Source organism: Streptomyces sp. NPDC001502 (assembly GCF_042894785.1).
In the GTDB taxonomy this organism is placed as follows: domain Bacteria; phylum Actinomycetota; class Actinomycetes; order Streptomycetales; family Streptomycetaceae; genus Streptomyces; species Streptomyces kutzneri.
Map to the genome: position 1 here is coordinate 369,248 of NZ_JBIAVW010000007.1, position 24,189 is coordinate 393,436.

The 24,189-nt window shown below is 73.5% G+C and carries 21 protein-coding genes and 1 tRNA gene; 10 read left to right on the forward strand and 12 right to left on the reverse strand.

Annotated features, from left to right (window positions below; all coding sequences use genetic code 11):
* Window positions 1-25: 25 nt before the first annotated feature.
* Window positions 26-451 (reverse strand): OsmC family protein, encoded by a 426-nt coding sequence (locus tag ACFY0D_RS15180; RefSeq protein WP_328788243.1) that lies wholly within the window; start codon window positions 449-451, stop codon window positions 26-28.
* Between the two features lie 62 nt (window positions 452-513).
* A complete protein-coding gene (gene zapE / locus ACFY0D_RS15185) occupies window positions 514-1,569 on the reverse strand; it encodes a cell division protein ZapE (RefSeq protein ID WP_390798824.1) in 1,056 nt (351 codons plus the stop codon).
* 84 nt (window positions 1,570-1,653) lie between these two features.
* On the opposite strand from zapE, the gene ACFY0D_RS15190 reads away from it, so the two are divergent.
* The 4 genes from ACFY0D_RS15190 (at window position 1,654) to msrB (ending at window position 4,948) form a co-directional block, all read left to right on the forward strand.
* Complete coding sequence (locus ACFY0D_RS15190) at window positions 1,654-2,436, forward strand: pyrimidine reductase family protein (RefSeq protein WP_390798755.1); 783 nt, start codon at window positions 1,654-1,656, stop codon at window positions 2,434-2,436.
* A gap of 148 nt (window positions 2,437-2,584) precedes the next feature.
* A complete protein-coding gene (locus tag ACFY0D_RS15195) occupies window positions 2,585-3,052 on the forward strand; it encodes an indole-3-glycerol phosphate synthase (protein WP_390798756.1) in 468 nt (155 codons plus the stop codon).
* Between the two features lie 61 nt (window positions 3,053-3,113).
* Window positions 3,114-4,511 carry a UDP-N-acetylmuramate--L-alanine ligase gene (gene murC / locus ACFY0D_RS15200; RefSeq protein ID WP_390798757.1) on the forward strand — a complete coding sequence of 466 codons (1,398 nt, stop codon included), beginning with the start codon at window positions 3,114-3,116 and terminating at the stop codon, window positions 4,509-4,511.
* 23 nt (window positions 4,512-4,534) lie between these two features.
* Window positions 4,535-4,948 carry a peptide-methionine (R)-S-oxide reductase MsrB gene (gene msrB, locus ACFY0D_RS15205; protein ID WP_373038704.1) on the forward strand — a complete coding sequence of 138 codons (414 nt, stop codon included), beginning with the start codon at window positions 4,535-4,537 and terminating at the stop codon, window positions 4,946-4,948.
* A gap of 113 nt (window positions 4,949-5,061) precedes the next feature.
* On the opposite strand, the gene ACFY0D_RS15210 is transcribed toward msrB, so the two are convergent.
* From ACFY0D_RS15210 to ACFY0D_RS15225, 4 genes are all read right to left on the reverse strand, one after another.
* Window positions 5,062-6,351, reverse strand: a complete 1,290-nt coding sequence (locus ACFY0D_RS15210) for an MFS transporter (RefSeq protein ID WP_390798758.1) — start codon at window positions 6,349-6,351, stop codon at window positions 5,062-5,064.
* A gap of 3 nt (window positions 6,352-6,354) precedes the next feature.
* On the reverse strand, window positions 6,355-6,882 hold the full coding sequence (locus tag ACFY0D_RS15215) for a DUF5825 family protein (protein ID WP_390798759.1): 528 nt from the start codon (window positions 6,880-6,882) through the stop codon (window positions 6,355-6,357).
* Complete coding sequence (locus tag ACFY0D_RS15220; RefSeq protein WP_390798760.1) at window positions 6,879-8,780, reverse strand: RiPP maturation radical SAM C-methyltransferase; 1,902 nt, start codon at window positions 8,778-8,780, stop codon at window positions 6,879-6,881. The genes ACFY0D_RS15215 and ACFY0D_RS15220 overlap by 4 nt, the downstream gene beginning before the upstream one ends.
* 85 nt (window positions 8,781-8,865) lie before the next feature.
* Window positions 8,866-8,988 carry a hypothetical protein gene (locus ACFY0D_RS15225; protein ID WP_390798761.1) on the reverse strand — a complete coding sequence of 41 codons (123 nt, stop codon included), beginning with the start codon at window positions 8,986-8,988 and terminating at the stop codon, window positions 8,866-8,868.
* Between the two features lie 250 nt (window positions 8,989-9,238).
* Between ACFY0D_RS15225 and ACFY0D_RS15230 the strand changes: the two genes are divergently transcribed.
* Window positions 9,239-13,738, forward strand: coding sequence for an Hsp70 family protein (locus ACFY0D_RS15230; protein ID WP_390798762.1), 4,500 nt, complete (start codon window positions 9,239-9,241; stop codon window positions 13,736-13,738).
* Complete coding sequence (locus tag ACFY0D_RS15235; protein WP_390798763.1) at window positions 13,735-15,108, forward strand: serine/threonine-protein kinase; 1,374 nt, start codon at window positions 13,735-13,737, stop codon at window positions 15,106-15,108. The genes ACFY0D_RS15230 and ACFY0D_RS15235 overlap by 4 nt, the downstream gene beginning before the upstream one ends.
* On the opposite strand, the gene ACFY0D_RS15240 is transcribed toward ACFY0D_RS15235, so the two are convergent.
* The 4 genes from ACFY0D_RS15240 to ACFY0D_RS15255 form a co-directional block, all read right to left on the reverse strand.
* On the reverse strand, window positions 15,066-15,848 hold the full coding sequence (locus ACFY0D_RS15240) for a hypothetical protein (RefSeq protein WP_390798764.1): 783 nt from the start codon (window positions 15,846-15,848) through the stop codon (window positions 15,066-15,068). The genes ACFY0D_RS15235 and ACFY0D_RS15240 overlap by 43 nt on opposite strands.
* Window positions 15,849-15,904: 56 nt before the next feature.
* A complete protein-coding gene (locus ACFY0D_RS15245; RefSeq protein WP_390798765.1) occupies window positions 15,905-16,372 on the reverse strand; it encodes a hypothetical protein in 468 nt (155 codons plus the stop codon).
* 244 nt (window positions 16,373-16,616) lie between these two features.
* Window positions 16,617-16,689, reverse strand: a tRNA-Ser gene (locus ACFY0D_RS15250).
* A gap of 60 nt (window positions 16,690-16,749) precedes the next feature.
* On the reverse strand, window positions 16,750-18,123 hold the full coding sequence (locus tag ACFY0D_RS15255) for a hypothetical protein (RefSeq protein WP_390798766.1): 1,374 nt from the start codon (window positions 18,121-18,123) through the stop codon (window positions 16,750-16,752).
* A 228-nt stretch (window positions 18,124-18,351) separates the two neighbouring features.
* Between ACFY0D_RS15255 and ACFY0D_RS15260 the strand changes: the two genes are divergently transcribed.
* From ACFY0D_RS15260 to ACFY0D_RS15275, 4 genes are read left to right on the forward strand one after another with little or no spacing between them, the layout of a single operon-like run.
* The gene (locus ACFY0D_RS15260; RefSeq protein ID WP_390798767.1) at window positions 18,352-20,694 is read left to right on the forward strand and encodes a nitrate- and nitrite sensing domain-containing protein; all 2,343 of its coding nucleotides are present in this window, start codon (window positions 18,352-18,354) and stop codon (window positions 20,692-20,694) included.
* Window positions 20,691-21,107, forward strand: coding sequence for a roadblock/LC7 domain-containing protein (locus ACFY0D_RS15265; protein ID WP_030012808.1), 417 nt, complete (start codon window positions 20,691-20,693; stop codon window positions 21,105-21,107). Before ACFY0D_RS15260 ends, ACFY0D_RS15265 begins: the two co-directional genes overlap by 4 nt.
* Window positions 21,107-21,481, forward strand: coding sequence for a DUF742 domain-containing protein (locus ACFY0D_RS15270; RefSeq protein ID WP_301365456.1), 375 nt, complete (start codon window positions 21,107-21,109; stop codon window positions 21,479-21,481). The genes ACFY0D_RS15265 and ACFY0D_RS15270 overlap by 1 nt, the downstream gene beginning before the upstream one ends.
* Window positions 21,468-22,073 carry an ATP/GTP-binding protein gene (locus ACFY0D_RS15275; RefSeq protein ID WP_390798768.1) on the forward strand — a complete coding sequence of 202 codons (606 nt, stop codon included), beginning with the start codon at window positions 21,468-21,470 and terminating at the stop codon, window positions 22,071-22,073. The genes ACFY0D_RS15270 and ACFY0D_RS15275 overlap by 14 nt, the downstream gene beginning before the upstream one ends.
* On the opposite strand, the gene ACFY0D_RS15280 is transcribed toward ACFY0D_RS15275, so the two are convergent.
* Both ACFY0D_RS15280 and ACFY0D_RS15285 read right to left on the reverse strand, forming a co-directional pair.
* Complete coding sequence (locus ACFY0D_RS15280) at window positions 22,063-22,983, reverse strand: NAD-dependent epimerase/dehydratase family protein (protein WP_390798769.1); 921 nt, start codon at window positions 22,981-22,983, stop codon at window positions 22,063-22,065. The genes ACFY0D_RS15275 and ACFY0D_RS15280 overlap by 11 nt on opposite strands.
* Complete coding sequence (locus ACFY0D_RS15285) at window positions 22,980-24,101, reverse strand: cytochrome P450 (RefSeq protein ID WP_390798770.1); 1,122 nt, start codon at window positions 24,099-24,101, stop codon at window positions 22,980-22,982. The genes ACFY0D_RS15280 and ACFY0D_RS15285 overlap by 4 nt, the downstream gene beginning before the upstream one ends.
* Window positions 24,102-24,189: the final 88 nt, after the last annotated feature.

Consider the following 24,189-nt stretch of genomic DNA (forward strand, 5'->3'; position numbering starts at 1 on the left):
CCGCACCCCGCCAGAGCGGGAGCGATCAGAGGAGCTCGGCGCTCAGGGTGATCGTCGTACCGGTCAGGGCCTGGCTGACCGGGCAGTTCTTCTTGGCGTCCTCGGCCGCGGCGGCGAAGCCCTCCGCGTCCAGGCCGGGGACCTCCGCGCGGACCGTCAGGTGGATGCCCGTGATGCCCTCGCCCGGCTGGAAGGTCACATCGGCCTTGGTCTCCAGGCGGGTGGGCGGGGTGCCGGCGCCGTCCAGGCCGTGCGAGAGGGCCATCGAGTAGCAGCTGGAGTGCGCGGCGGCGATCAGCTCTTCCGGGCTGGTCTTGCCGTTCGCGGCCTCGGCGCGCGAGGGCCAGGAGACCTCGAACGAGCCCCGGCCCGAGGAGTCGAGGCTGACCGTGCCGGCGCCCTTGAGCAGGTTGCCTTCCCAGACGGTGTGCGCGGTACGCGTGGTGGCCATGGTGATCCCTTCGAAGATGTGGGAAACGGCCGGGCTCCCGAAGGACCCCGGCGTCCCCAAACCTACTGGGAGACCAGGGGCTTCGCGTCGCGCGCCAGCGCGGTGAGCCGCGATATGGCGCGGAAGTACTTCTTCCGATAGCCGCCGTTCAGCATGTCCTCACTGAACAGCCGGTCGAAGGGGACCCCGGAGGCCAGCACCGGGATCTCGCGGTCGTACAGCCGGTCGGCCAGTACCACCAGGCGCAGCGCCGTCGACTGGTCCGGCACCGGGCCGACGTCGGTCAGGCAGACCGCCGTGAGGCCGTCGGTCAGCGCGCCGTAGCGGCTGGGGTGCACCCGGGCCAGGTGTTCGAGCAGGCCCGGGAAGTCGTCCAGGCTCGCGCCCCCGGTCGCGTACGCGGCCTTGGTGACCTGCTCCTCCGAGAACGGCGCCGGGGCCTCCGGGAGACCGCGGTGGCGGTAGTCCTGGCCGTCGATCCGCAGCGGCCGGAAGTGCGCCGACAGCCCCTGGATCTCGCGCAGGAAGTCGGCGGCGGCGAAGCGGCCCTCGCCGAGCTTGCCGGGAAGCGTGTTGGAGGTGGCGGCCAGTGCCACACCCTGCTCGACGAGGCGGCTGAGCAGCGAGGACACCAGGACGGTGTCGCCCGGGTCGTCCAGCTCGAACTCGTCGATGCACAGCAGCCGGTGTCCGCCGAGGGTCTGCACCGTCTGCTGGAAGCCGAGCGCGCCGACCAGGTTGGTCAGCTCCACGAAGGTGCCGAAGGCCTTGAGCGCGGGTTCGGCCGGGGTGGCGTGCCACAGGGAGGCCAGCAGGTGGGTCTTGCCGACGCCGTAGCCGCCGTCGAGGTAGACCCCGCGCGGGGCGGCGGGAGCGGCCGGCTTCTTCGAGAACCAGCGCTTCCTGCCGGCGCCGCTGGCGTGCGCGCCGCCCAGGCCGGCGGCGAAGCCGCTCAGCACGGTGACGGCCTCGGACTGGCTGGGCTGGGTCGGGTCCGGGTCGTACGTGTCGAAGCGCACCGAGTCGAACCGCGGCGGCGGCACCATCTCGGCCACCAGCCGTTCGGCGGGCACCCGCGGCTCGCGCGCGCAGAGGGCCTGGGGGCCCGCGTCGGCTATGGGGGGCCGGCCGGAGGTGTAACCGGAGGTGGAGAGAGATGTCGACACAGCTCTCAACTCTACGGGGCGTGGCACACTGCACCGATGCGACGCCTGTTCCCTGTGACCGATCAGACATCAGCCTCGCCCCAGGACCGGGCCGACCGGGAGTGGTCGCTCGACGAACTGGCGGAGGCCTACGCGTACCCCGCGCTGAAGGCGGACGGCCACTGGCTCCGGGCCAACATGGTCTCCACCCTGGACGGGGGCGCCCAGCACGAAGGCCGCTCGCAGCCCATCTCCGGCGAGACGGACATGCGGATCTTCGGCACCCTGCGGGCACTGGCCGATGTGGTGGTCGTCGGCGCGGAAACGGTTCGCCAGGAGGGCTACCGCCCGGCCCGTGCCCGGGAGGCCTTCGCCGCCCGCCGGGCCGCCTCCGGGCAGGGCCCGGCGCCGGCCATCGCCGTGGTCACCGCCAGCATGGACCTGGACTTCTCGCTGCCCCTGTTCACCTCCCCGCTGGTGCCGACCCTGGTGGTCACCGGGGCGGCCGCGCCCGCCGCCCGGGTGGCCGCGGCCGTGGCGGCCGGGGCCGAGGTGGTGGTGGCCGGTGACGGCGCGGGCGCGGACGCCGCCCGGGCGGTACGGGAGCTCGCCGCGCGCGGGCTGCGCCGCCAGCTCACCGAGGGCGGGCCCCGGCTCCTGGGCCAGTTCGTGGCCGCCGACGCCCTGGACGAGCTGTGCCTGACGATCTCCCCGATGCTCGTGGCGGGAGGCGCCCAGCGGATCGCCGGCGGCCCCTCCGTCACGGTTCCGCACCGGCTCGCGCCCGCCTGCGTACTGGAAGAGGCCGGGTTCCTCTTCACGAGCTACCGTCGGATCTGACAAGGTGCGGAATTTGTCGTTCCGCTTTGCTTCCGCTGGGCACATAACTGGGCAGGTATGTCTGCGCAGGGCCCCGTGCGACAGCGGGGCAGGATGGTTTCCGCAGGGGTCGGCCGGCCGGCCTCGGCCCATGAAGGAGAGGGCGTCCGTGTTCACGAGCGTATTGATGATCGAGCAGCCCCTGACCGCGGTGGACGTGGACTTCGTCACCAACCTCCACGGGGACGACGCGGTCTCCTTCATCGTGCTCATGCAACCCCGGGGCGACCAGGACCGGCTGCTGCGCGCCATCGACGACGTCGCGCTCGGTGAGCTCCCCGAGGCCATCCGCGAGGGTGACGAACCCGAGGGCGAGGACGCCCTCGGCCCCGCCGCGCACGCCCTCGCGCACTCCCTGAACGCGCTGCGCGCCAAGGGCGCCAAGGCCGTCGGGCAGATCATCGAGGACCACCCGCTCGACAAGCTGAAGTCCGTCGTGGACGAGCACGGCGCCGACGAGGTGATCGTCCTGACCGCCCCGCACTTCGTGGAGGAGTTCTTCCACCGGGACTGGGCCTCGCGCGCCCGCCACAAGGTCGGCGTTCCCGTGCTCAAGCTCTTCGCCCACAACGAATAGGCTTGGGGCCAGTCAGAGCCTCACGCGCACCCGCAAGAAACACGATCCTGGAGCGACCTGAATGAAGCCCGGCCTGCCGACCGCCATGGAACGGCCCCACTTCATCGGCATCGGCGGCGCCGGCATGTCCGGCATCGCGAAGATCCTGGCCCAGCGCGGCGCGCAGGTGGCCGGCAGCGACAGCCGCGGTGACTCCGAGACCGCCGAGGCGCTGCGCGCCCACGGCGCCACGGTCCACGGCGGACACGCGGCCGGGAACCTCGCCGCCGACTCCACCTGCGTGGTCGTCTCCAGCGCGATCCGCGCCGACAACCCCGAGCTGGCCCGCGCCGCCGAGCTCGGCATCCCCGTCGTGCACCGCTCCGACGCGCTGGCCGCCCTGATGGACGGGCTGCGGCCGATCGCCGTCGCCGGCACGCACGGCAAGACCACCACCACCTCGATGCTGGCGGTGTCCCTCTCGGCCCTGGGCCTGGACCCCTCGTACGCCATCGGCGGCGACCTGGACGCCCCCGGCTCCAACGCCCACCACGGCGAGGGCGACATCTTCGTCGCCGAGGCGGACGAGAGCGACCGCACCTTCCACAAGTACACCCCGCAGGTCGCGATCATCCTCAACGCGGAGCTCGACCACCACGCGAACTACGCCTCCATCGACGAGATCTACGAGTCCTTCGAGACCTTCGTCGGCAAGGTCGTGCCCGGCGGCACCCTCGTCGTCGCCCACGGCCAGGAGGGCGCCGCCGAGATCGCCCGCCGGGTCGCCGGCCAGGAGGGCCTCACCGTCGTCACGTACGGCGAGGAGGAGGGCGCCGACGTCCGGATCACCAAGATCACCCCGCGCGGTCTGACCAGCGAGGTCACCGTGATCCTGGACGGCCGGATGCTCACCTTCACCGTCTCGGTCCCCGGCCGCCACTACGCGCACAACGCCGTCGCGGCCCTCGCCGCGGGCGTGGCGCTCGGCATCCCGGCGCACAACCTGGCGAGCGCGCTCGGCAAGTACACCGGCGTCAAGCGCCGCCTGCAGCTCAAGGGCGAGGCCGCGGGCGTCCAGGTGATCGACTCCTACGCGCACCACCCCACCGAGATGACCGCCGACCTGGAGGCCATCCGCGGAGCCGCCGGGGACGCCCGGATCCTGGTCGTCTTCCAGCCGCACCTCTTCTCCCGCACCCAGGAGCTCGGCAAGGAGATGGGCCAGTCGCTGGCCCTCGCCGACGCCTCCCTGGTCCTGGACATCTACCCGGCCCGCGAGGACCCGATCCCCGGCGTCACCAGCGAGCTGATCATCGCGGCGGCGCGGGCGGCGGGCGCCGATGTCACCCCCGAGCACGACAAGGCGGCCGTCGCCGACGCCATCGCGGGAATGGCCAAGCCCGGTGATCTCGTTCTCACCATGGGCGCGGGCGACGTCACGGACCTCGGTCCGGCCATCCTCGCCCGGCTGTCGAGCTGAAGGTACGAGGGAGCGGGAGAGTCATGTCCTACGAGGTCGAGAAGACGGACGAGCAGTGGCAGGCGGAGCTGACCCCGTCCGAGTACCAGGTCCTGCGCCTGGCGGGCACCGAGCCGGCCTTCCGCGGTGAATACACGGACACCAAGACGGAGGGCGTCTACTCCTGCCGCGGCTGCGGGTCCGAGCTGTTCCGCTCGTCGGAGAAGTTCGAGTCGCACTGCGGCTGGCCGTCCTTCTTCGACCCGAAGGACACCGACGCGGTCGAACTGATCGCGGACACCTCGCACGGGATGGTCCGCACGGAGGTCCGCTGCGCCAAGTGCGGCTCCCACCTGGGCCACGTCTTCGAGGGCGAGGGCTACCCGACCCCGACGGACCAGCGGTACTGCATCAACAGCATCTCCCTGCGCCTGACCCCGGGCGGCCAGGGGAGCTGAACCCTTCCGGTTCCCTTCGGGCCCGCGTCCCGCAGGGAACCGGTCGGCATCGCCTGCCTGCCGCACCCGCTGCTGCGGGTGTCCGTGCCGGGTGGACTCCGACGAGTCCTCCGTCACGGGGCGGGCGGCAGTGCGGCAGTGCCGGTGCGGTGCGGCAGCCAGAAGCAGGACGCGGCCAGGAGCGCCGCCGCCGCGGCGCCGGTCAGCACGGGGACGTTCCCCAGCCAGGCCGCCAGCGCGCCCGCGGACAGGGCCCCGACCGGGACGGTGGTCAGGAGTGCCGCCTGGGCGAAGCCGGCGACGCGGCCCTGGAGGTGGGGCGGGGCGATCAGTTGCTGGGTGGTCGTCATGGAGATCGCCCAAACGGTCGCCGCGATGCCGAAGACCAGTTGGTAGGTCAGCAGCGCGGGGAAGGCGAGGCCCAGCGACGCCGCCGGCACGAGGAAGATCGCGAGGGCTGCCACCACCGCGCAGATCCGTGTCGCCCGGTACAGCTCGACAGAGGTCGCGAACCGGCCCGCGAGCAGGACTCCGGCTACGGTGGCCACGCTGAACGCGGCGTACACCATCCCCAACTGCCATGCAGGGAGGGCGAGTTCGCGGTTCGCGTACACCACGAAGAGTGCGTCCGCGGCCCCGCTGCCGAGGTTGAACCCGGCGCCCGCGAGCACCTGCCGGCGCAGCACCGGTTCCGCCCGGACCACCGCCAGCCCCTCGCGGAGCGCGGCAAGCCGGGGGCCCTGGCGTCCGGTGGGCTCGGCCGGTCTGTTCAGGGACGCGGGCAGGGCGAACAGCAGCACGGCCTCGACCGCATAGGCGGCGCTGCCGGCCAGCAGGGCGGAGGACGCCCCGGCGAGACCGACGAGGACGCCTCCCAGGGCGGGGCCGCCGATCATGCCCGTCGTACGGGCGCCGGTCAGGGCCGAGTTGCCGGCCAGGAGCTGCTCGGGCCCGACCACTCGGGGCAGCGCCGCCTGCAGCGCCACCGAGAGGGTCCAGGTCAGCGCGCCCGACAGGGCGGCCACCACGTACAGGTGCGGCAGGCCGAGGCTCCCGAGTGCACCGGCGAGCGGCACCGAAGCGACGACCACCACCTGCAGCGAGGTGAGCGTGACGGTCAGGGTGCGCAGCCGGGCCCGGTCGGCGAGCACACCGGCGAGGGGGCTGAGCACGGCGCCGGGGAGATAGGTCAGGGCCAGCAGCGCCGACGCCCCGAACGGGCCCGCGTCCAGTCGGGTCACGGCCAGCATCGCCAGTGCCAGCGCGGTGATCTGCCGTCCGACGGAGCTGGCCGCCTGTTCGCCGCAGAGCAGCAGGAACGGGCGGTGCCGCCGCAGCGCACCCCACGGCGTGGCGCCGCCGTCGGCGGCCGTGGACGGGGGGCGGGTCGGCGACGAGGTCACAGGTCAGACGCTCGTGCAGGGGACGGGCCAGCGGCGCAGGCGCGGCGGCAGTGCCACCGCCCACCCCTGCGTGACCAGGACGAGACGTTCGTCCGCCAGCAGGGACACGGCCTCGCGCCGTGCCGCGTCGAGCTCGTCGAGGGCCGTGGGTTCCTGCACGGTGAGGAAGGTGGCGAGCAGCGAAGGCCGGTCGATGGTGAACCGGGCCGAGGCCGAGGGATCCCTGCGGTCCATGACCGTCACGAAATCCGGCCCGCGGCGGTGGTAGAGCAGGCCGTACGCGTACCGCGACCGCCACACGGCCGTCTCGTCGGACCTGCCGGACCCGCCCGGGGCGACGGGCCGGGGAGCCGGTGGCGGGAGGTGGTGCAGCAGCCCGGTGTCGAAGGGCAGGGCGTCGCTGTCCGGTACCCAGCGCACCGTGAGCGCCCGACTCTGGCAGTCGCGCAGGAAACGCACGGCCTCCGCCGCGCCGCGTCCGCCCGTGCCCAGCGGCAGCGGCTCGTCCACCACCACCTGCCCGCCGGTCATATGGCCGCCACCTCGGTGTCGGCCCCGGCCCCGGTCCCGTCCCCGGCCTCGTCCGTGACGGCGACCGTGCGGACCGGAGCGTTCCGCAGAGGCAGCGACACGTACGACCGTCCGTCGAAGAACAGCAGTCCCAGGGACACGCCCTCACCGAGCCACTCCGTGAGCCGTTCCGGGGTGACCGGATGCCCCTCCCTGGTGAGGAGCCGGTGCAGGGCGGGTCCGGAGCGGCCGTGTTCCAGGTGCCGGAACGCGGCGGCCTCCCAGCCGCCGAGCCGATGCGTCCGGGCCGGCCATCCGCGCCGCCGGTCGTGCACCAGCAGGTCGCCGTCCGCGCCGGATTCCATCAGCAGCGTCGAACCGGCGTGCCCGGCCCGCCAGTCCTCGACGGCCCGTGCGAGCCGCTCCTGCGTCCTGCCGCCGATCCCGCGGGGCGGGGTGTCGAAGAGGTACACCAGATCGGCCAGTTCCTCCTCGGGGAGGTCGTACACATGGCCGTACATCTCGGCAGGGGTCCGCTCGGCGAAGCCGAGGGCGGGGTCGGCGAAGTGCGGGCTGAACCGTTCCAGCTGGATGCGGAACGCGCCGCCCGGTGGCTGCAGGTGGACGAGCGCGGGCATCTGGTCGACGACCGGGTCGTAGTCGTCCGCCGTCTCGCCCGGGAACCCGTACAGGTAGTTCCACGTGCACGTGAGCGACCGGTCGGCGCATTCCCGGAGCGTGCGGACGTTGCGGGAGCCGGTGACGCCCTTGTCCATGAGGCCGAGGACGCGGTTGTTGAGGCTCTCGATCCCCGGCTGGATGTGCACCGCTCCCGAGCGGGCCAGGAGCGCCAGCTGGTCCGTGTTGAGGTTGGACTTGACCTCGTAGTGCATCAGGAGGTCCCAGCCGCTGTCGGCGGCGAGCGGCAGGAAGTCCGTGAAGTACGCCATGTCGATGATGTTGTCGACCGTGACGATGTCGAGGATCCGGTGCCGCCGGACGAGCCGGTCGACTTCGGCCCACAACTGCGCGCCGGGCTTGGCGCGGAACGCCATCGCCGAGCCGTTGAGACCGCAGAACGTGCAATGGTGCTTCTCGCCCCACCAGCAGCCGCGTGCGCCTTCCACGACCAGTTTCGGACGGACGTACTCGGCCACCGGGGAGGCGTCGAGCTCCGCCTGCCAGATGTCGTAGTCGGGCGAGGCGATGTCACGCGGCGCCACCGTACGGCGGGTCTCCTCGTTCGCCCGCGAGGTCCCGCCGTCCCACCAGCACAGGCCCGGTACGTCGACGGGCGGGGTCCCGGCGTCCAGATGGGCCAGCAGGGCGGGGAACGCGTACTCCCCCTCCCCGCGCACCACATGGTCGACGAAGGGATGGTTGCGGTGCAGGGCGTGGCCCATCGGCCCGTCGCAGTTGCTGCCGCCGAAGACCACGGTGAGGCCGGGACGGCGCCGCTTGAGCTCGGCGGCGAGCGCGAGCGAGGACACGTTCTGCATGAACGTGCTGGTGAACCCGACGACGTCCGGGTCCTCGTCGAGGATCTCCGCAGCGCTGCGGGAGATGAAATCCGCCGCGTGGACCCGCATGGCATGTGCCTTGTCCACCGGGATCCCGCGCCGCTTCGCGTACGCGCCGAGCCGTGCGACGCCCCAGTCCGGGTCCTCGTAGAGCACACCCGAGAAGACCCAGTCGCCGAGCCCGTCGAAGATCGAGTCGCTGCCCACCTCGGCGTGGTCGGCCGGGCGCAGCAGTCCGTCCGTCCGCTCCAGCAGGAAGCGCGCCCAGCGCAGCGAACCGTGGAACTCGTGGATCTCGTCGGAGGGCCGGGTGCGGGTCAGGAGGGAGTGCAGCAGGCCGATCTGGAGCGAGGGCAGGTCGATCGGCTGCCAGGGCATGGTCACCAGATGAACGCGCATGCGCTCCTCCCCGCCCGGCCCCGCTCCGTCCGCCGGGCCGGCGGATCGGCAGCCCGGCACGGGGCCTTTGGGGGTGTCTTGCCGGTCAGGACGACGGCCGCTTGTCGATGGTGAGCCGGTCGCGCTTCCTGGCCTCGTCGCGGACGGCCACCTTCTTGATCTCCGGCTTGGTCCGGGTGTCGTCCTCTGGTGCCCTGTCGTTCTCCATGGTGCCTCCCGTTCCTCAAGTCCGCCGACCCTAAAGGCCGTTACTCGTGGTACGCAAGGGATGGTTTCGGCCGACGGGGCCGTGTGCTCCCCCCGGGATGGCATCGATCCCGCCGAGGCGCCGGGCCGGATTCGAACCTGCGTGCCCCGGAGATCGCGAGCAGTCCCGCAGTCCCATCTCCCTTTGTCCCCAGGGTCGTTAGCATGTGAGATCAGGGCCCGGCCTTGTGATCGCAGGGGGATGAGGACAGGTGTGGCTCAACAGGTCTTCGGACGGCAGACCCCGCAGCCTGCGCAAGGCGCTGAAGGTGGTGGAGCAGACCTTCCGGCCCGCGCTGCTGACCGGAAGAGACCTGGACCAGGCCGCCGAGGCCTTCGGCCGGGCGCTCGTGGAGGCGCTCGACCACGACCCGGCGCTGGCGGCCGACCTGCTGGAGCGGCCGGGCCGTCGGCTGCCCGCCGAGGGGTACGCGGCGGCCCTGGGGCCGGCCCGGAAGGCGGCGCTGCACGAAGCCGTCGGGCACGGCGACCCTGCCGTCCTCACCGTGATCGCCGAGGCGGCGGCCCGCGCCGGAGACCTCGCGCTGGAGCATGAGGCCGGGAGCCGGCTGGCGCTGCTGGCGGGCGAGCGGGACAGCGCCGACAGCCTCGTCTCCTTGCTGCGGCGCCGCCAGGACGCCGGTCTCCTCGACATCGGCACGACGACGCAAGCCTTACGGGCGTACACCGCGAGGGCCGCGCTGGCCCACGACGCCGCGCTGTGGAGTGCCTTCTTCGACCACCTCGCCGACCCCCTGGTGCCGGACCTGTACCCGGTGAAGCTCTTCCTCGGCCGCGGTGGCGATGCCGTGCGGCTCGCGGACAACCCCGTACGCAAGCGCGAGGCGCTGGACTGCTGTGCGACCTCGCAGCGCCTCGACGACGTCCTGGCCGCACTGGAACTGGCCCGGACCGAAGGCTGGTCCGAGCGGGCCCGGGACTTCCACGAGCGGGCCGGCGAACTCCTCCTCGCCGCAGGCCGGCCCGCCGAGGCGCTGGCGCACTGCGAGCAGGCCGGCCGGCGCGATCTGGTGAGCCGCTGCCACGAGCAACTCGGCGATCACCGGGCCGCGCTCGCGACCTGCCCCGCGGAGGAGCCCGACCGGCTGGCCTCCCTGGCCGCCGCCTGCCGCCCGGACATCGACGAGCAGGTGCAACGGGGCGACCGGATCGCCGCCCTCGGGCTCGTCTCGGACATCCTCGGCCAACTGGAACGGGCCGCGAGTGCGACGGAGCGGATCGCCGACCGGAAGGCCGAGCTGCAGGGGTTGCGCGCGGCCGTCGTCGCGGTCGAGCGGCGACGTCTGGACGATCTGCTGCGGCAGGCCCCCGCGGCGGACCGCCCGGCCGTGCACCTGGAGTGGAGCCGGTTCGAGGAGGCGGCCGGCCAGCCCGCGGAGGCGGCCGGGCACGCCGAGGACGCCGGTGATCTCTACCGTGCGCACACCCTCTTCCGGAAGGCCGAGCGGTTCGGCGACGCCGACCGTGTCCTCAAGAGCGAGGACTCGGCCGAGGGCCGGGCGGCTCGCGCCGCGGCCCGCGAGGCCGGCGGCGACCTGCTCGGCGCGGCCCGCCTGCACGAGCAGGACGGGCGGTACGAGGAGGCCGTCGCCCTCTACAGCCGGGCGGACGACGCCTCGGCGGCGGCCCGCTGTCTGATCCGCTGGCAGGGCGAGGAGGCGATCGAGGACCCGCGGCTGGCCCCGTTCCTGCGCAGGACGGGCGACATCGCCGAGCTCGTCGAGCGCTGCCTGGACGCCCTGGAGCGCAGGGGACGCGACTCGGCGGCCGCCGGGATCCTGAAGTCACTGGCCGAGCAGGACGACGCGGCCGTCCCCGAGCTGCAGCGCGAACGGGTGAGCCAGGCCCTGCAGGCGATCGGCGCCGTCGGCCGCAAGGTGTTCGAGGAGCGGGCCGCCGAGTGGGCGCAGCGGGCCCGCGCCGAGACGGACGCCCGCTTCGCCACCGTCTGGGGCCTCGACCTCGGGACCCACTCGTGCGTCGCCGCCCTCTACGACGCGCACAGCGGACAGCCGGTGATCTGTCCGGACGGAGTGAACTCCCAGTTCGCCTCCACCTTGACGGTGACGAAGGGGGGCGAGGAACGCGTCGGACTGACCGGCGACCAGATCCTCGCCTCCTGGGTGGTCGGCCACATCAGCGCGTCCAAGCGGCGGATGGGCGACGGCATGTCCTACACCATCCTCGACCGCTCCTACCGGCCGGAAGAGATCGCCGCCCGCCTGATCGCGCACGCCCGGACGCTGGTGGAGAAACACCTCGCCGGGCAGGTACGGGAACGGCTCGGCGAGCTGGCCCGCGAAGCGCTCGGGCAGGTCCGCGACGAGTGGCTGGACTGGGCGGCCGAGCACCACGACCTCACACTGAAACGGGACGAGGCGATCCTCACCATCCCCGCGTACTTCCTCAACAACGCCAAGCACGCCACCCGCAGCGCGTGCGAGATCGCCGGGGTGAAGGCCAGGCGCCTGATCCACGAGCCGACCGCGGCCTGCCTGGCGGCCGCCGCCCAGCGGCGGCTGAGCGGCGAGGTCACCGTCGTGGACCTCGGCGCGGGCACCCTCGACGTGAGCGCCATGGAGGTCCAGGGCAACCGCTACCAGGTCCGGAACATCCTCGGCGACAACGAGTACGGCGGGTACGACTTCGACCGCATCGTGGCCGACGAGCTCGCGCGGCGGCTCCGCACCCGCGGACTTGAGGTCCCGGCGACCGGCCGGGCGCGCCGACGGCTCGAACTGGCCGCCGAGCACCTCAAGATCGCCCTCTCCTCCCAGCGCGAGGCCGAATACACCCTCAACGCCTACCTCGGGCAGCCGGAAGTGCGCCTGGAACTGACCCGAGACGAGCTCGCCGCCCTGCTCGCCGACTCGCTGCGCACCCTGCGCGACGTCTGCGAGCGGATGATGGACGAGCGCGGCCTCCCGCCCGACCACCTCGTCCTGGTCGGTGGCCCCATGCTCTCGCCGCTGATCAGCGGGACCGTGGAGGAGGTCTTCGAGGCCGACCGCACCGTCCTGTCGGATGCCCGGACGGCTGTGGCCTGCGGTGCCGCACTGGAAGGGGCGGTGCTCTCCGGCCTCCTGGAGGACATCCAACTGCAGGACGTGACCCCCTTCGACCTCGGGATCGCGGTCGCCGAGGCCGACGGCACCACGGGCTTCTCCGTCCTCATCGAGCGGAACACGGCCATTCCGACCCAGAAGTCGAAGACCTACACCACGACCCGGGATCTTCAGACGGAGGTGGACGTCAAGGTCTACATCGGCCGGATCGAGCCCCGTTCCCTGGTGGGGCTCCTGCGGCTGACGAACATCCCGCCGGTCGCGCGCGGAGTACCGCAGATCGAAGTGACCTTCGGCTTCGACAGGAGCTGCGTCCTGACGGTCACGGCGCGCGACACCGTGACCGGGAACGGCAGCTCGGCCGAGTTCACCGAGACGACCCTGCTCGCACCGAGCGAGATCGAGACGATGTCGCGGCGGCACACCGCCCAGCGCGAACTGGAGGAACTCCGGCGCGCCCTGCGCCGGCTGGTCGAGGAGGCGGCCGAGCTCGGCGACTGCGAGCCGCTCTGCCACGAGTTCCGCGAGCGCCTGAGCGCCCACCGGCCGTCCCGCCGGGCCCTGGACCCGGCCACGCAGGCCATGCTCGCCGAGATGTACGGCCCGCAGTCGGCCGAGCTGGAGGGCGAACTCCTGTCCCTGCGGGCCCCGTTGCGGGACCTGCTGACCACCGCGCGGGACCACCTCTCCCAGCCGGTCCTGGCGGAACGGACAGCCGCGGGACAGCACCTCGCCCACCAGCTCGGGGTGCACCTCGACGCCATGCGGCAGGGCATGGCCCGGCTGACGCGCTGGAACGGCGTGCTCGCGGCCCTCGCCGCCGTGGACAGCGACCCGCTGACGCGCTTCCGCGCCCTGCACGACGCCGGTGACCACGGCCGGGCGCTCCACGCGCTGGAGGAACTGGAGGAACTGGACGAGCCGCTCACCGACCCCGACGACCTCCGGCGACGGCTGCACTGCCTCGCCGGCGCCGGGGACGTGGAGGGCTACCGGCGGACGCTGCTGGCCGACGCGGCCCGGCTGCGCGCGGTCGTGCTCGACCCCGAAGATCCCGGGGCGTTCGTGGCATCGGCCAGGTCCGCCCTGGTGCGGGTGGCGGACGGCAGCGGACAGGAGGGCGGCGGCTTCCTGATCTCGGACCGCCACGTCCTGACCAGCCGCCGATGGTCGGCGCAGGGCCCCGAGGGGATGACGGTGCGGCTGGTCGAAGGGGAGCGGGCCGTGCGCCGGGTCTTCCTCGCCGACTCCTCCGCCATCGCCACGGCCGTGCTGCTCCTGGCCGAGCCGGTGCAGGCGGCGCCGCTGCGCCTGGGCTTCCCCCGGCTCGTCCACATCGGCGACCTCGTCTGGGCCCCGGCCCCGGACGACACACTGCTGCCCGGCATCGTCGAGAAGTTCGAGGTCTTCCCGGAGCAGCGACTCCAGTTGTTCAAGACCGATCTGGGACTGCCCCCCGAAGCGGCCGGCGGCCCCCTGCTCAACGAGCTCGGCGAGGTGATCGGCACGCTGGCCCTGCGCGCGGAGTCGGAGCCCGCCTTCGCCGTCACGACCGACTCGCTGGCCGGCCTGCTCGCGAGCGCGGGATTCGGTCTGACGGGCGCGGCGGGCGGAGACGGCGGGTGAGCCCGGTGACCGGCGCCACGGACGGCCGGCTGCTCGACGGGCGCTACCGGCTGCGCGTGCTGCTGGGGGCGGGCGGGATGGGCGAGGTGTGGCGCGCCCACGACGAACTGCTCGACCGGGAGGTCGCGCTCAAGCTGATCCACCCGGCCGCGGCGCAGGACACGCACTTCCGGGCCCGGTTCGAGCGCGAGGCCAGTTTCACGGCACGGCTGGCCGGAGACCCGCACATCGTCACGGTCTACGACTTCAGGAAGGACCCCTGCTACCACGTGGTGATGGAGCTGGTCGAGGGCAGCTCGCTGGACACCCTGGTCCGCGGCGGAGCGCCGCCGCCCCTGACCGACGTACTCGCATGGGCCCGCCAGATCTGCGCCGCGCTGCACACCGCGCACGCGAAGGAGATCGTCCACCGGGACCTCAAGCCGTCGAACGTCATCCTGACCCGGACCGGAACCGTCAAGGTCGTGGACTTCGGCATCGCCGCGCTGCTGCCCGGAGCCGCGCCGGGCCGCCGGGGCCTGACCAAACTGACGGTGAGCGGGCACTTCCTCGGGAGCCCGCCCTACGCCTCCCCGGAACAGATCCAGGGCGTGGCGGTGGACGCCCGCGCCGACCTCTACTCGCTCGGCTGCCTCCTGTACGAACTGGTCACAGGGGTACCGCCGTTCGGAACCGGAGCGGTCCACTCCGTCCTCGCCCGGCACCTCCACGAACCTCCGCCCCCACCGACCGGGCTCCGCCCCGACCTGCCCGCCGGCCTGGAACGGCTCATCCTCGATCTGCTGGCCAAGGACCGCGAGGCCCGGCCGCCGGACGCCGCGGCCGTCAGCGGACGGCTCCGGCAGCTGGAGGCGCCTCGCGGCTACACGCCCACGCTGGCCGACCCGTTCGCCGACCCGTTCGCCGACCCGGACGCCCCGCGACCGCCCGACCCCGGGACGTCCCCGGCCACCGCACTGCACCTCGCGCGGGTCTTCGACTTCCGGGGGCCCGACGGAGCGCCCGCCATCGCGCCCGACCGTGAGCACGTGACCTCCGCCGAGGAGTGCGCGGCCCTGCTCAGGTCACTCAGGGAGGCTCCCGTGGCCCTGCACGGCCTCGTCCCGGAACCGGACCGCCTCGATCCGGCCCGGAGCAGGGTGGTGCCCGCCGGTTTCCGCACCGACGGCCTGTGGGTCTGGTCCGACCAGATCGCCTACTACCTCGAACGCTACCGGTGCGCCCCGGACCCGGCCCTGCGCCACCACCTCGCGCAGCGCGCCCGGCAGCGGCCGGACGTTCCGGCACGGCTTCTGAGCGCTGCCGGAAAGCTCGTACGGGGCGAGCCTCAGGGGTCGCTGACCGGCCGTCCGGCCACCGATGCCGGGTAGTCCGCCACCTCGTGCACCCGGCTGCCGAGGGCGGTGGCCAGAGCCTGGGACTGGTCCGGCGTGATGCCGAGGGCGAGCGGTACCCGGCGGGGGCTGTACGGGGAGGGGCAGACGGCGATCGGGTTGTCGCCGGCCGAGGTCCACCGGGGCCTGCCGGCCAGGTCCTGCTCCCCGAGCAGCATCGCGGCCAGCCCGCCGGCCGCCTCCGCGCGGATCCCGCAGTGGGACAGCGCGCGAGCCACGGTGTCGTACGCCTCGCCGGGCATGTCGGCGTCGCCGAGCATGGGCAGCAGGAGGAGGAGGCGCTCGGACGGATCGGTCAGGCCCTCACCGCCTTCCTGCGTGCTCGTGGCGAGCGTGAGGAGCTCCGTCCAGGACAGGCCGGGGCCGGCCTCGTCGGCGCCGCACTGGCCGAGGTGGCCGAGGCGTCCCCACGCGGGATGGCGGACGAAGAACTCGACGTTGTTCTGGTCCTCCCAGTTCGCATAGACGGCATGGACCGTGTGCCCGCCGTCGAAGCGGACCCTCAGGACGGGCCAGGGCTGTTCGGGGTCACCGAGACGATCCACCATCGCGTCGTAGGCCGACGCGTCCACCCCGTACGGTTCGGCCGGTTCACCGGGATCGCCCATCGTCAACAGGACATGGGCCAGCCAGAACGCGGGGTCGCTCGCGAGGCTCTCGCTCGCGACCAGCTCGCAGTCCTCCGTGTACTCCGGGATGTGTATGCCGATGCTCATGGCAGGAGGTTAGGTGGTGTCCTGCCGACGCCGCCTCCGACGCGTTCGCGCGGGGGCTACACCTGCTCCCGGTACACCCTGATCTCCGCCGGTCTGAGGGCGCTCAGCACGGTCCAGGCGGGCCGGTCGGTCAGGCCGCGGGCCCAGGTGTCGAGATCGTCCCCGGTGTCGTGGAAGAACCAGGACTCGAAGCTTCCCAGGGCATCCAGGGCGGCTGCGGGCGCGTAGCGGAGCTCGCAGTGGACCTGTACGTAGTGGTCGTGATCGCCGTCGTCGTCGCAGACCTCGAACTGCCGGGTGAGGTCCAGCGCGAACGTCGCGGGGCCGTCGAACGCGTGGGTCCCGTACTGGAACAGCAGGCCGTCGGCGTCGGGGACGTCCGGGACGTCGAACGGGCGGCGGCCGAAGCGGAGGAAGGCGAGCCAGGCGTCCTCCGTGCCGAGGCCGGCGCCTGCCGCCCGCCCGGAGCACAGCTCGCCCTCCAGCAGCCCGACGGCCTCGTCGATCGCCGCTCCCGCCCTCATGCCCGCACTCCTCGTCACCGCAGTCGGTTGACGGTAGCGAACCGGCGGGCGGACCCGTACGGGCGGGTCAGGCGGGTCAGGCGACGGCCCGGACGGCATACGGCTCGGGGAAGGGCATCCTCGACCGGCCCGCGGGCCGGCCCCCGTCGCAGGGGTCCCCGGGTTCGGGCCAGAGTGGTCCGGCACCGGATGTCGTGGTCGAGCGTCCCGTCCGTGCGTCCGAAGCCGGTGAGGGCGGTGAGGGCGGCGAGGACAGGATTCGAACCTGCGTCCACCCGGAGATCGAGCCGGGCGCTCCTCCACAGAGCTTCCTCGCCGCCGCCCCGATCATCCGCAGGCCGCGTCCCCCGGGTCAACGGGATTTCACGGCCGGGGCGTCACAGCCATTCCTCGGCCGCCGCGCGCTTGCCGCGGCCCGAGAACACGCCCGCCGACCGCAGCGCGCTCGCCATCAGCGGGTCGGCGACGGTCACTCCGTGCACCAGTTCCGGTGTGCGCCGGAAGGGGACGGCCTCCGCCGTCGGACGGGGCGCGGTCCAGCCGCCCGCCACCGGGTCCACGCCGTGCCGGGCGCAGGCCGCCTCCACCAGCGGGCGCGTGCATTCCTTCTCGCCCCGCAGGACCTCCCAGGGCCGCGGCAGGTCCGCCCACACGTACGTGTCGGGGTGCAGCCCGCCGCCGCGCCTGCGGTGCCACGAGGCCACGTCGGCCGCCATCAGCCGCGGGACCTTGCCCGGGCACACGCGCTCCAGGACCTCCTCCTGGCCCAGCTCGGCCATCAGGGCGAACCAGTGCGCGCGGGCCGTGCCCCAGGCCTGCGCGGCCTGGTTCCACGTCGAGGAGTCGTCGCCCCGCCGCACCACCATGCTCGTGGCCTCGAAGCCGGAGCGGTTCCACGCGTCCTCCAGCAGCTCGGCCACCTCGCGCAGGAAGCGGTTCCACCGCACCAGCAGCCGGATCAGCTCCTGGTCGGACAGGTGCCCCAGCACCTCGCGGGTCGGGTGGACGTGCGCCACGGCGTACCAGTCGGTCCGTTCGGGCGCCGCGCGCAGGCGCCTCAGGAGCGCGTCGGCGACCTCGTCGTACGGCCGGCGCTGCCGGCCGCTGGTGAAGACGCTGCGCATGTTCGCGCGGGCGGTGAGGTACGCGATGAACGCGGCGGTGTCGGGGTCCGCGCCGAACACCTCGTACGGCAGCGTGTGCGCGAGCGCTCCCTTGCCGGTCATGGTGACCTCGCGGCGGCGCTGCTCGTGCAGCAGCCGGGCCAGCTTGGCCTCCATCCGCCGCAGCAGCCGGAACCGCTTGTTGTACTGACGCTTGGACAGCTCGCCGATGCCCGCTTCGGCCCGCTCCGTCCGGTTCAGCCGGTCCAGGCCGAAGTCGTTCGCTCCGTACTGCCGGTGAATCTCCTCGCCGGCCCGGCGGATGACCGCCTCGATCTCGGCGGGATCGTCCCCGGCCCCTTCGGGGAGTTCGGGAACGGACGCGAACAGCGCCGTGGCGCGGGCGAGCTGGCGCTGCGCGCCGACGGGCGCGGCGAACTCCTCCAGCATGGAGGTGTATCCGTGCCAGATCCTGCGCAGGGAGTGCTGCGAGGCCCTTTCCAGGGCCTCGGCGGTGGCGGGATCGGGAGCGACCTGACGGGCGGCGAACAAATCCTGGATCAGCTGGGCGATGTCCTCGGGGCGTCTGCGGAGCCCCAGCGAGGCGTGCAACTCGCGGACCGGCTGCTCGGCGTGGTGCGACGGCATGGGTCTCACCCTGCCACCCGGCACCCGTGACCTCCACCGGTTAACCGGCGGCCGGAACGTGACGGGGCGGCAATGGTGTCGAGTACGTCGCGGTTCGATTCCGATCCGATCTCTGGCCTGCGATGATTTACCGCAACTAGCACGCTTCGGGCTCGGAAGACACCTATCCGAATCTCCCCCATGTCTGGTTATGATCGGCCTCCCGCCGTCCCCCGCTCGCGAGGACCGATGTCTCCCATAGAACCCGAAGGCATACGACGGCAGTCGACGACCCGTCGGCGGCGCACCGTGCGTCTGCGCACCCTGCTGATCTGGCTGGCGGTGGTCCCCACCGTCGCGATGGGCACCCAAGTGGCGGTGACGGCGGAACGGTTGCTGGCCCAGTCGCAGAAGCTGCGGTCCGACGTGGCGGCCGCCGAGCAGGTCGGCGCCCCGCTCTACACGCTCATGGTCGACATGCAGGCCGAGCGGACGGCGACCGCCGCCCGGTGGACGGGCACCGACGGGTCCGAGGGCGAACTACGCGTCCGCCGGGAGGCCACGGACCTGGCCGCGGCCGAGTTCCGCCGACTGGCGGACGATCCCTCGCGGTCCTTCGTGGAAGTGACGCGGCAACTGGAGAAACTGGCCGAGTACCGCCAGCGCGCGGACACCCGCAGCGGCGCCGCCGACAGCACGCTGGCCTACTACTCCGAGGTGATCGGCAAGGTCATCCAGGTGTACCAGCAGGAGTTCAGCCACGCCGAGGACGCCGAACTCGCCCAGGCGAGCCGTCCCGTGGTGTCGATGCTCCAGGCCACCGAGATGGTGGCGCGCGAGGACACCGTCCTGGCCCTGGCCGGGCCGTCCGGGGAACTTACCTTCGCCGGCTACGACCAGTTCGTCAGCGCCCTGGGCGCCCAGCGCTACCTGCACGAGGCGCTGATCGTGCCGCACCTGACGGCCCGGGACCAGCGGTTCTACGAGCGGGTCGTCGGCTCCTCGGACTGGCAGACCAAGACGCGCATCGAGAGCGCGGTCCTCTCCGGGCACAAGGACATCGTCTCGGGCATCAGGCTGCCCGCCGACGTCGGCGGCTGGTCCTCCGCGCACGCCAACTTCTCGGTACAGATGACCACGCTCAACATCGACCTGGCACGCTCGGTGCTCGCCCGCGGCGAGGCGAAGGCCGCGGAGTTGCAGACCGAGGTCGCCTGGCTGATCGGGGGCAGCGCCGGCGGGCTGCTGGCCGTCGTGGTCGTGGTGGTCTTCACCACCCGGTCGGTGCTCCGCCGCCTGCACGACCTGCACGTACGCACGGTGACGGTCGCCGAGGAGACCCTTCCCGACGTCGTCGCCCGGCTCCGGCGCGGCCAGACCGTGGACCCCGAGGCCCTGCCGGCCGTGAGCGGCGACCGGGACGAGGTCGGACGCATCAGCGACGCCTTCGCCCGGGCCGTCGCGGTGTCCGTCGACGGACACCGCGAGCTCGCCGCCGAGCGCCACGGATTCGGCCTGTTCGCCTCGGGCATCGCCTCGCGCACCGGAAACCTGGTCAGCCGCCAGCTGAGCCTCACCGAGGACCTCCAGGACACCTTCGGCCACGACGAGGCGCTGCTCGCCGAGCTGATGCGGGCCGACCAGCTGACGGTCGGCATGCGGCGGCAGATCGAGAACCTCCTCATCCTGGCGGGCGGCGAGGTCCCCGACCCGCACACCGAGCCCATGCGCGTCGCCGACCTGCTGCGCGAAGCGGCCGCGGAGGTCGAGGACTTCCGGCGCATCGAGCGGCAGGCCCTGGACGAGACCAGCGTGGAACCGGCCGCGATCAGCCAGATCAGCCACCTGCTCGCGGAGCTGCTGGACAACGCCACCCGGTTCTCCCCGCCGAAGTCCAAGGTGGTCATCCGCGCTGAACTGGTGACGGACGGGCTGTCCGTCGAGATCGAGGACCGAGGGCCGCGGGTGAGCCCGGAGCGCTACGAGGAGATGAACGGGCGCCTGCACGAGGCCCCGCCGTACTCCGTGCTGGCGCAGAACGCCCACCGGCTCGGCCTCTTCGTGGTCGGGCACCTCGCCGACCAGCTCCGCGCGACGGTCACCCTGCGCCGCTCGGTGTACGGGGGCACCTCGGCGGTGGTGATCCTGCCCAGGCAACTGCTGGTGGCGACCGACGCGCACGCGCCGCGCGAGATCGAGCCGCAGGCCCGGGTCCTGGAGCTGCTCCCGGCCCCGTCCCGGGTCACCGCCCCGGCCGCCGCCCCGGTGCCGAGCCTGCCCGCGGTACGCGAGCCCGAGCCCGCCCCGGAGCCCGAGCCGGTCGTGCACACGAGCGCCGGGCTACCGAGCCGCCGTACGAAGGCACCCGCGGCCGTGCCCGCTCCCGCAGCCGTGCCCGCACTTGCGGTCCGCCCGGCCCTCCCGGAGCGCGTCCCGCAGACCCACATCGCCGAACAGCTGCGCGAGCCCCGCGCGCAGGAAACCGTCGTCCGGCCCGACACCGCGACACCCGAAGAGGTGGCCGATGCCTGGGCGGACTACGAACAGGGGACCCAGACAGTGGAAGAAGAGCTCCGACGGGATCAGCCATGACCACCTCACCGAACACCGCGGCATCCAACGACGCGATCTACAGCGTCCTCGACAACAACCTGAGCAGGATCGCCGGCGTCCAGGGGGCCGTGCTGCTCTCCAACGACGGCATCAAGCTCAGCGCCTACCTGCTGGACGAGCCCCAGGCCGAGCGCATGGCGGCCGCGGCCTCCGGCATCGCGTCCACGATGAAGGCGATATCCCGGGAGATCGACGGCGGCCGCGTCATCCGCCAGCTCGTCGAGATGGACGACCGGTACCTCTGCATCGTCGGATGCGGCGAGGGCAGCACCCTCATCGTGGTGACCTCCCGCAAGGCGCGGCTCGGGGAGCTGGGCGGCGAGGCCGTACGGACCGCCCAGGCGCTCGGCGAGTGGCTGGGCACCCCCGAGCGCGGCCAGCCGTCCGCCTAATGCCGCAGGACGAGCCACAGCCGCAGCCGGCGGGCCGCCGCCGGACGCGGCTGTACGCCCTGACCGATGGGCGTACGGCCGCCGCGCACTCCGTCCTCACCATGGACACCACGATCACCGCGGCGGCCGACGGCGAGGTGGACGGGACCCTGCCCACCGAGTGGCAGGAGATCCTCGCCATGTGCGCGCCGCCGGGCGGGCGGGCGGTCGCCGAGATAGCGGCGCGGATGCACATCCGCCTCACCCCCATGACGCTGCTCCTCGGCGAACTCGCCGACCGCGGGCTGATCCACCACCGGCCGCCCCTGGCGGTCGCCGAGACCACCGACGTCCACCTGCTCATGAGAATCAGGGACAGCCTTGCCCGGATATGACACGACCGCGACCGCCCACCGGGAACCGGCCCCGGTCAAGATCCTCGTCGCCGGCGGGTTCGGGGTCGGGAAGACGACCCTGGTGGAGACGATCTCCGAGATCGAGCCGCTGCGTACGGAGGAGCGGCTGACGTCCGCCGGTATCGGCGTCGACGATCTCGACGGCATCGAGTCCAAGACGGTGACCACCGTGGCCATGGACTTCGGCCGGCTCACCCTCACCGACGCCGGTGTGGTCCTCTACCTGTTCGGCACGCCCGGCCAGGAACGCTTCTGGTTCATGTGGGACGACCTGCTGAACGGGGCGCTCGGAGCGATCGTGCTGGTCGACACCCGGCGCCTCGACCGCAGCTTCCCGGCCGTGGACTTCTTCGAGAGCCGGGGACTGCCCTTCGTGGTCGGCGCGAACTGCTTCCACGGCGAACAGCCCTACACCGCCGAGGAGATCGGAGGGGCGCTGCACCTGCGCGATCCGAACACCCCCGTCCTCATGCTCGACGCCCGCTCCCGTACGGACGTCCGCGGCTCCCTGCTCGCGCTGCTCGACCTGCTCATCGCCAAGGCGCAGGCCCCGGCGGCCGTCAGCCCCTGAGCTCCGGCCGGGTCCCGGTCACCGAGGCCAGGTGGTCCGCAAGGTTCCGGTACGGGGCCCAGCCCTGGGCCCGCGCCCGGGTGAGGTCCAGGACCACCGGGTGCGCCAGCTGGTCCACCGCGTACCGGCTGAGGGCCGGCTCGGCCCCGGCCACCGTCGCCACGGCCTCCGCGACCCGGGCCGCCGCGGCGGCCACCGGCAGCGGGAGGTGCCGGATCCGGGCCCGGACGCCATGGGCGCGCAGGACCGCGCGGACCGCCGCGTCGCGGCAGTACGGCTCCCCGTCGGCGATGTTGTACGCGCCCGGCGCCCAGACCGCCGCCGTCAGGCAGGCCCGCGTCAGGTTCTCCACCGCGGTGAGGCTGAGCGTCACGTCCGGTCCGGGCAGCAGCAGGGTGCCCGCCCGGACCCGGGAGAGCAGCCGGGGCAGCAGCGTGGTGTCGCCCGGCCCGTAGACGGCCCGGGGCCGCAGCACCACCGCCCCGGCGGCCAGCGCCAGTGCCTCGCCCTCCGCCTTCGTCCGGCCGTAGGCGTTCAACTGCCCGGCGCGCGGGTGCCCCTCGCCGACCAGGCGGCGGCCCGGCCTCGGATCGTAGACGCTGGCGCTGCTCACCCACACCACGGGCCGCCCGCCCGCCGCTGCGAGCAGCCGCTCCGTGCCGTCCACGTTGACCGCGCGCATCAGCGCCGCGGCCCGCGAGCCGGGGGCCGGATCGCCGACGGCCGCCGCACAGTGCACCACCAGGTCCACGCCCGCCAGGTCCGGCGGTTCCGCGGCGGCGTCCCAGAAGCGGTGCGTGCCCACCGGGCCCGGCCTGCGGCCCAGGCACACCACCTCGGCCCCGGCCGCCGCGGCGGCGCGGGCCACGTGCCCGCCGCAGAAGCCGCTCGCGCCCGTGACCGCGATCACGACCCGGCCCCGGAGACCCCGGCCCGTACGGTCAGTTCGCGCCAGCCGGGCAGCGCCGCTCCCCGGTCCACCCGGGCCCGCGTCACCACCGGCCGGTACGGGGCCAGCGCGCCCAGGACGTCGGCCAGTTGGGCCCGGGCCAGCCGGGCCCCGGGACACGCGTGCGGTCCGGCGCCGAACACCAGCCGGTCCACCGCCGGGCCGGCGGGCCGCACGGCGTCCGGGTCGCGCCGGTGCGCCCCGGCCGCGTGCCGGGCGACCAGCAGCAGCCGGTCGCCGCCGCGCACCGGGCAGCCGCCCACGACCCCGTCCGCCGCGGCCACCCGGGGCAGCAGCGGCGAGGCCGAGGTGACCCGCAGCAGCTCGTCGGCGAGCACCGGCCGCAGGGCCTCGTCCGCCGCCTGCTCCCACAGCCCCGCGTCGGCGCACCAGGCCACCGCCCGGGGCAGCGCGGCGACGGTGGTGTTGACGGCGGCCACCGCCACCATCGCCGGCAGGGCCTCGCCGGCGGGCCCCAGGAGCCGGCGGAGCCGGTCGGCGGCGCGGGCCGCGGCGGCCTCGGCGCGCGGGCGGCGAGGCCCCGGCAGGTGGCTGCGTACGGAGGCGGCCGCCGCCTCGGCCGCGGCCCCGGCGACCGCCCGCGGTTCGGCGCCGGACCCGAGCAGGGCGCACACCACCGACCCGGAGAGCTCCCGCGCGAGGTCGGCGAGGTCCACCTCGCCGCCCCGGTCCAGCGGCGCGAGACGGCGTACGAGCAACGGCCGCCAGAGCGACCGGAGATCCTCGACCCCGGCACCGCCCAGGGATCCCGCGAGGCCCCGCCGGTCCGCCCGGTGCCCGCCGCCCTCCTGGTCGAAGAGCACACCCCCGGCCCCGCCCCCGCCGGCGCGCAGGGCCGTCCGCGCGGCGGCGCCCGTCGTACCGGCCGCCGTCCGGTCGAGCGGCAGCCGGGTCAGGGCCTCCCGGTAGGCCTCCGGGCCGTGCACCAGAACGGTCCGGCCGAGCCGGCGCACCGGACGGCCGCGGGTGGCGGCGAGCAGCCCGAACAGCAGGGGATGGCTGCGCAGATAGACGCGGCGGTCGCGGCGACGCGCCCTGGCGTGGGACGTGGTGCTCATCGGGGGTGTACCTCCGTGGAATCGGCGGGCCGGGCGAAGGCCCGGGGAAGGCTCCGGGGGCGCGACCCCGGACCCGGCCCGGGACCGG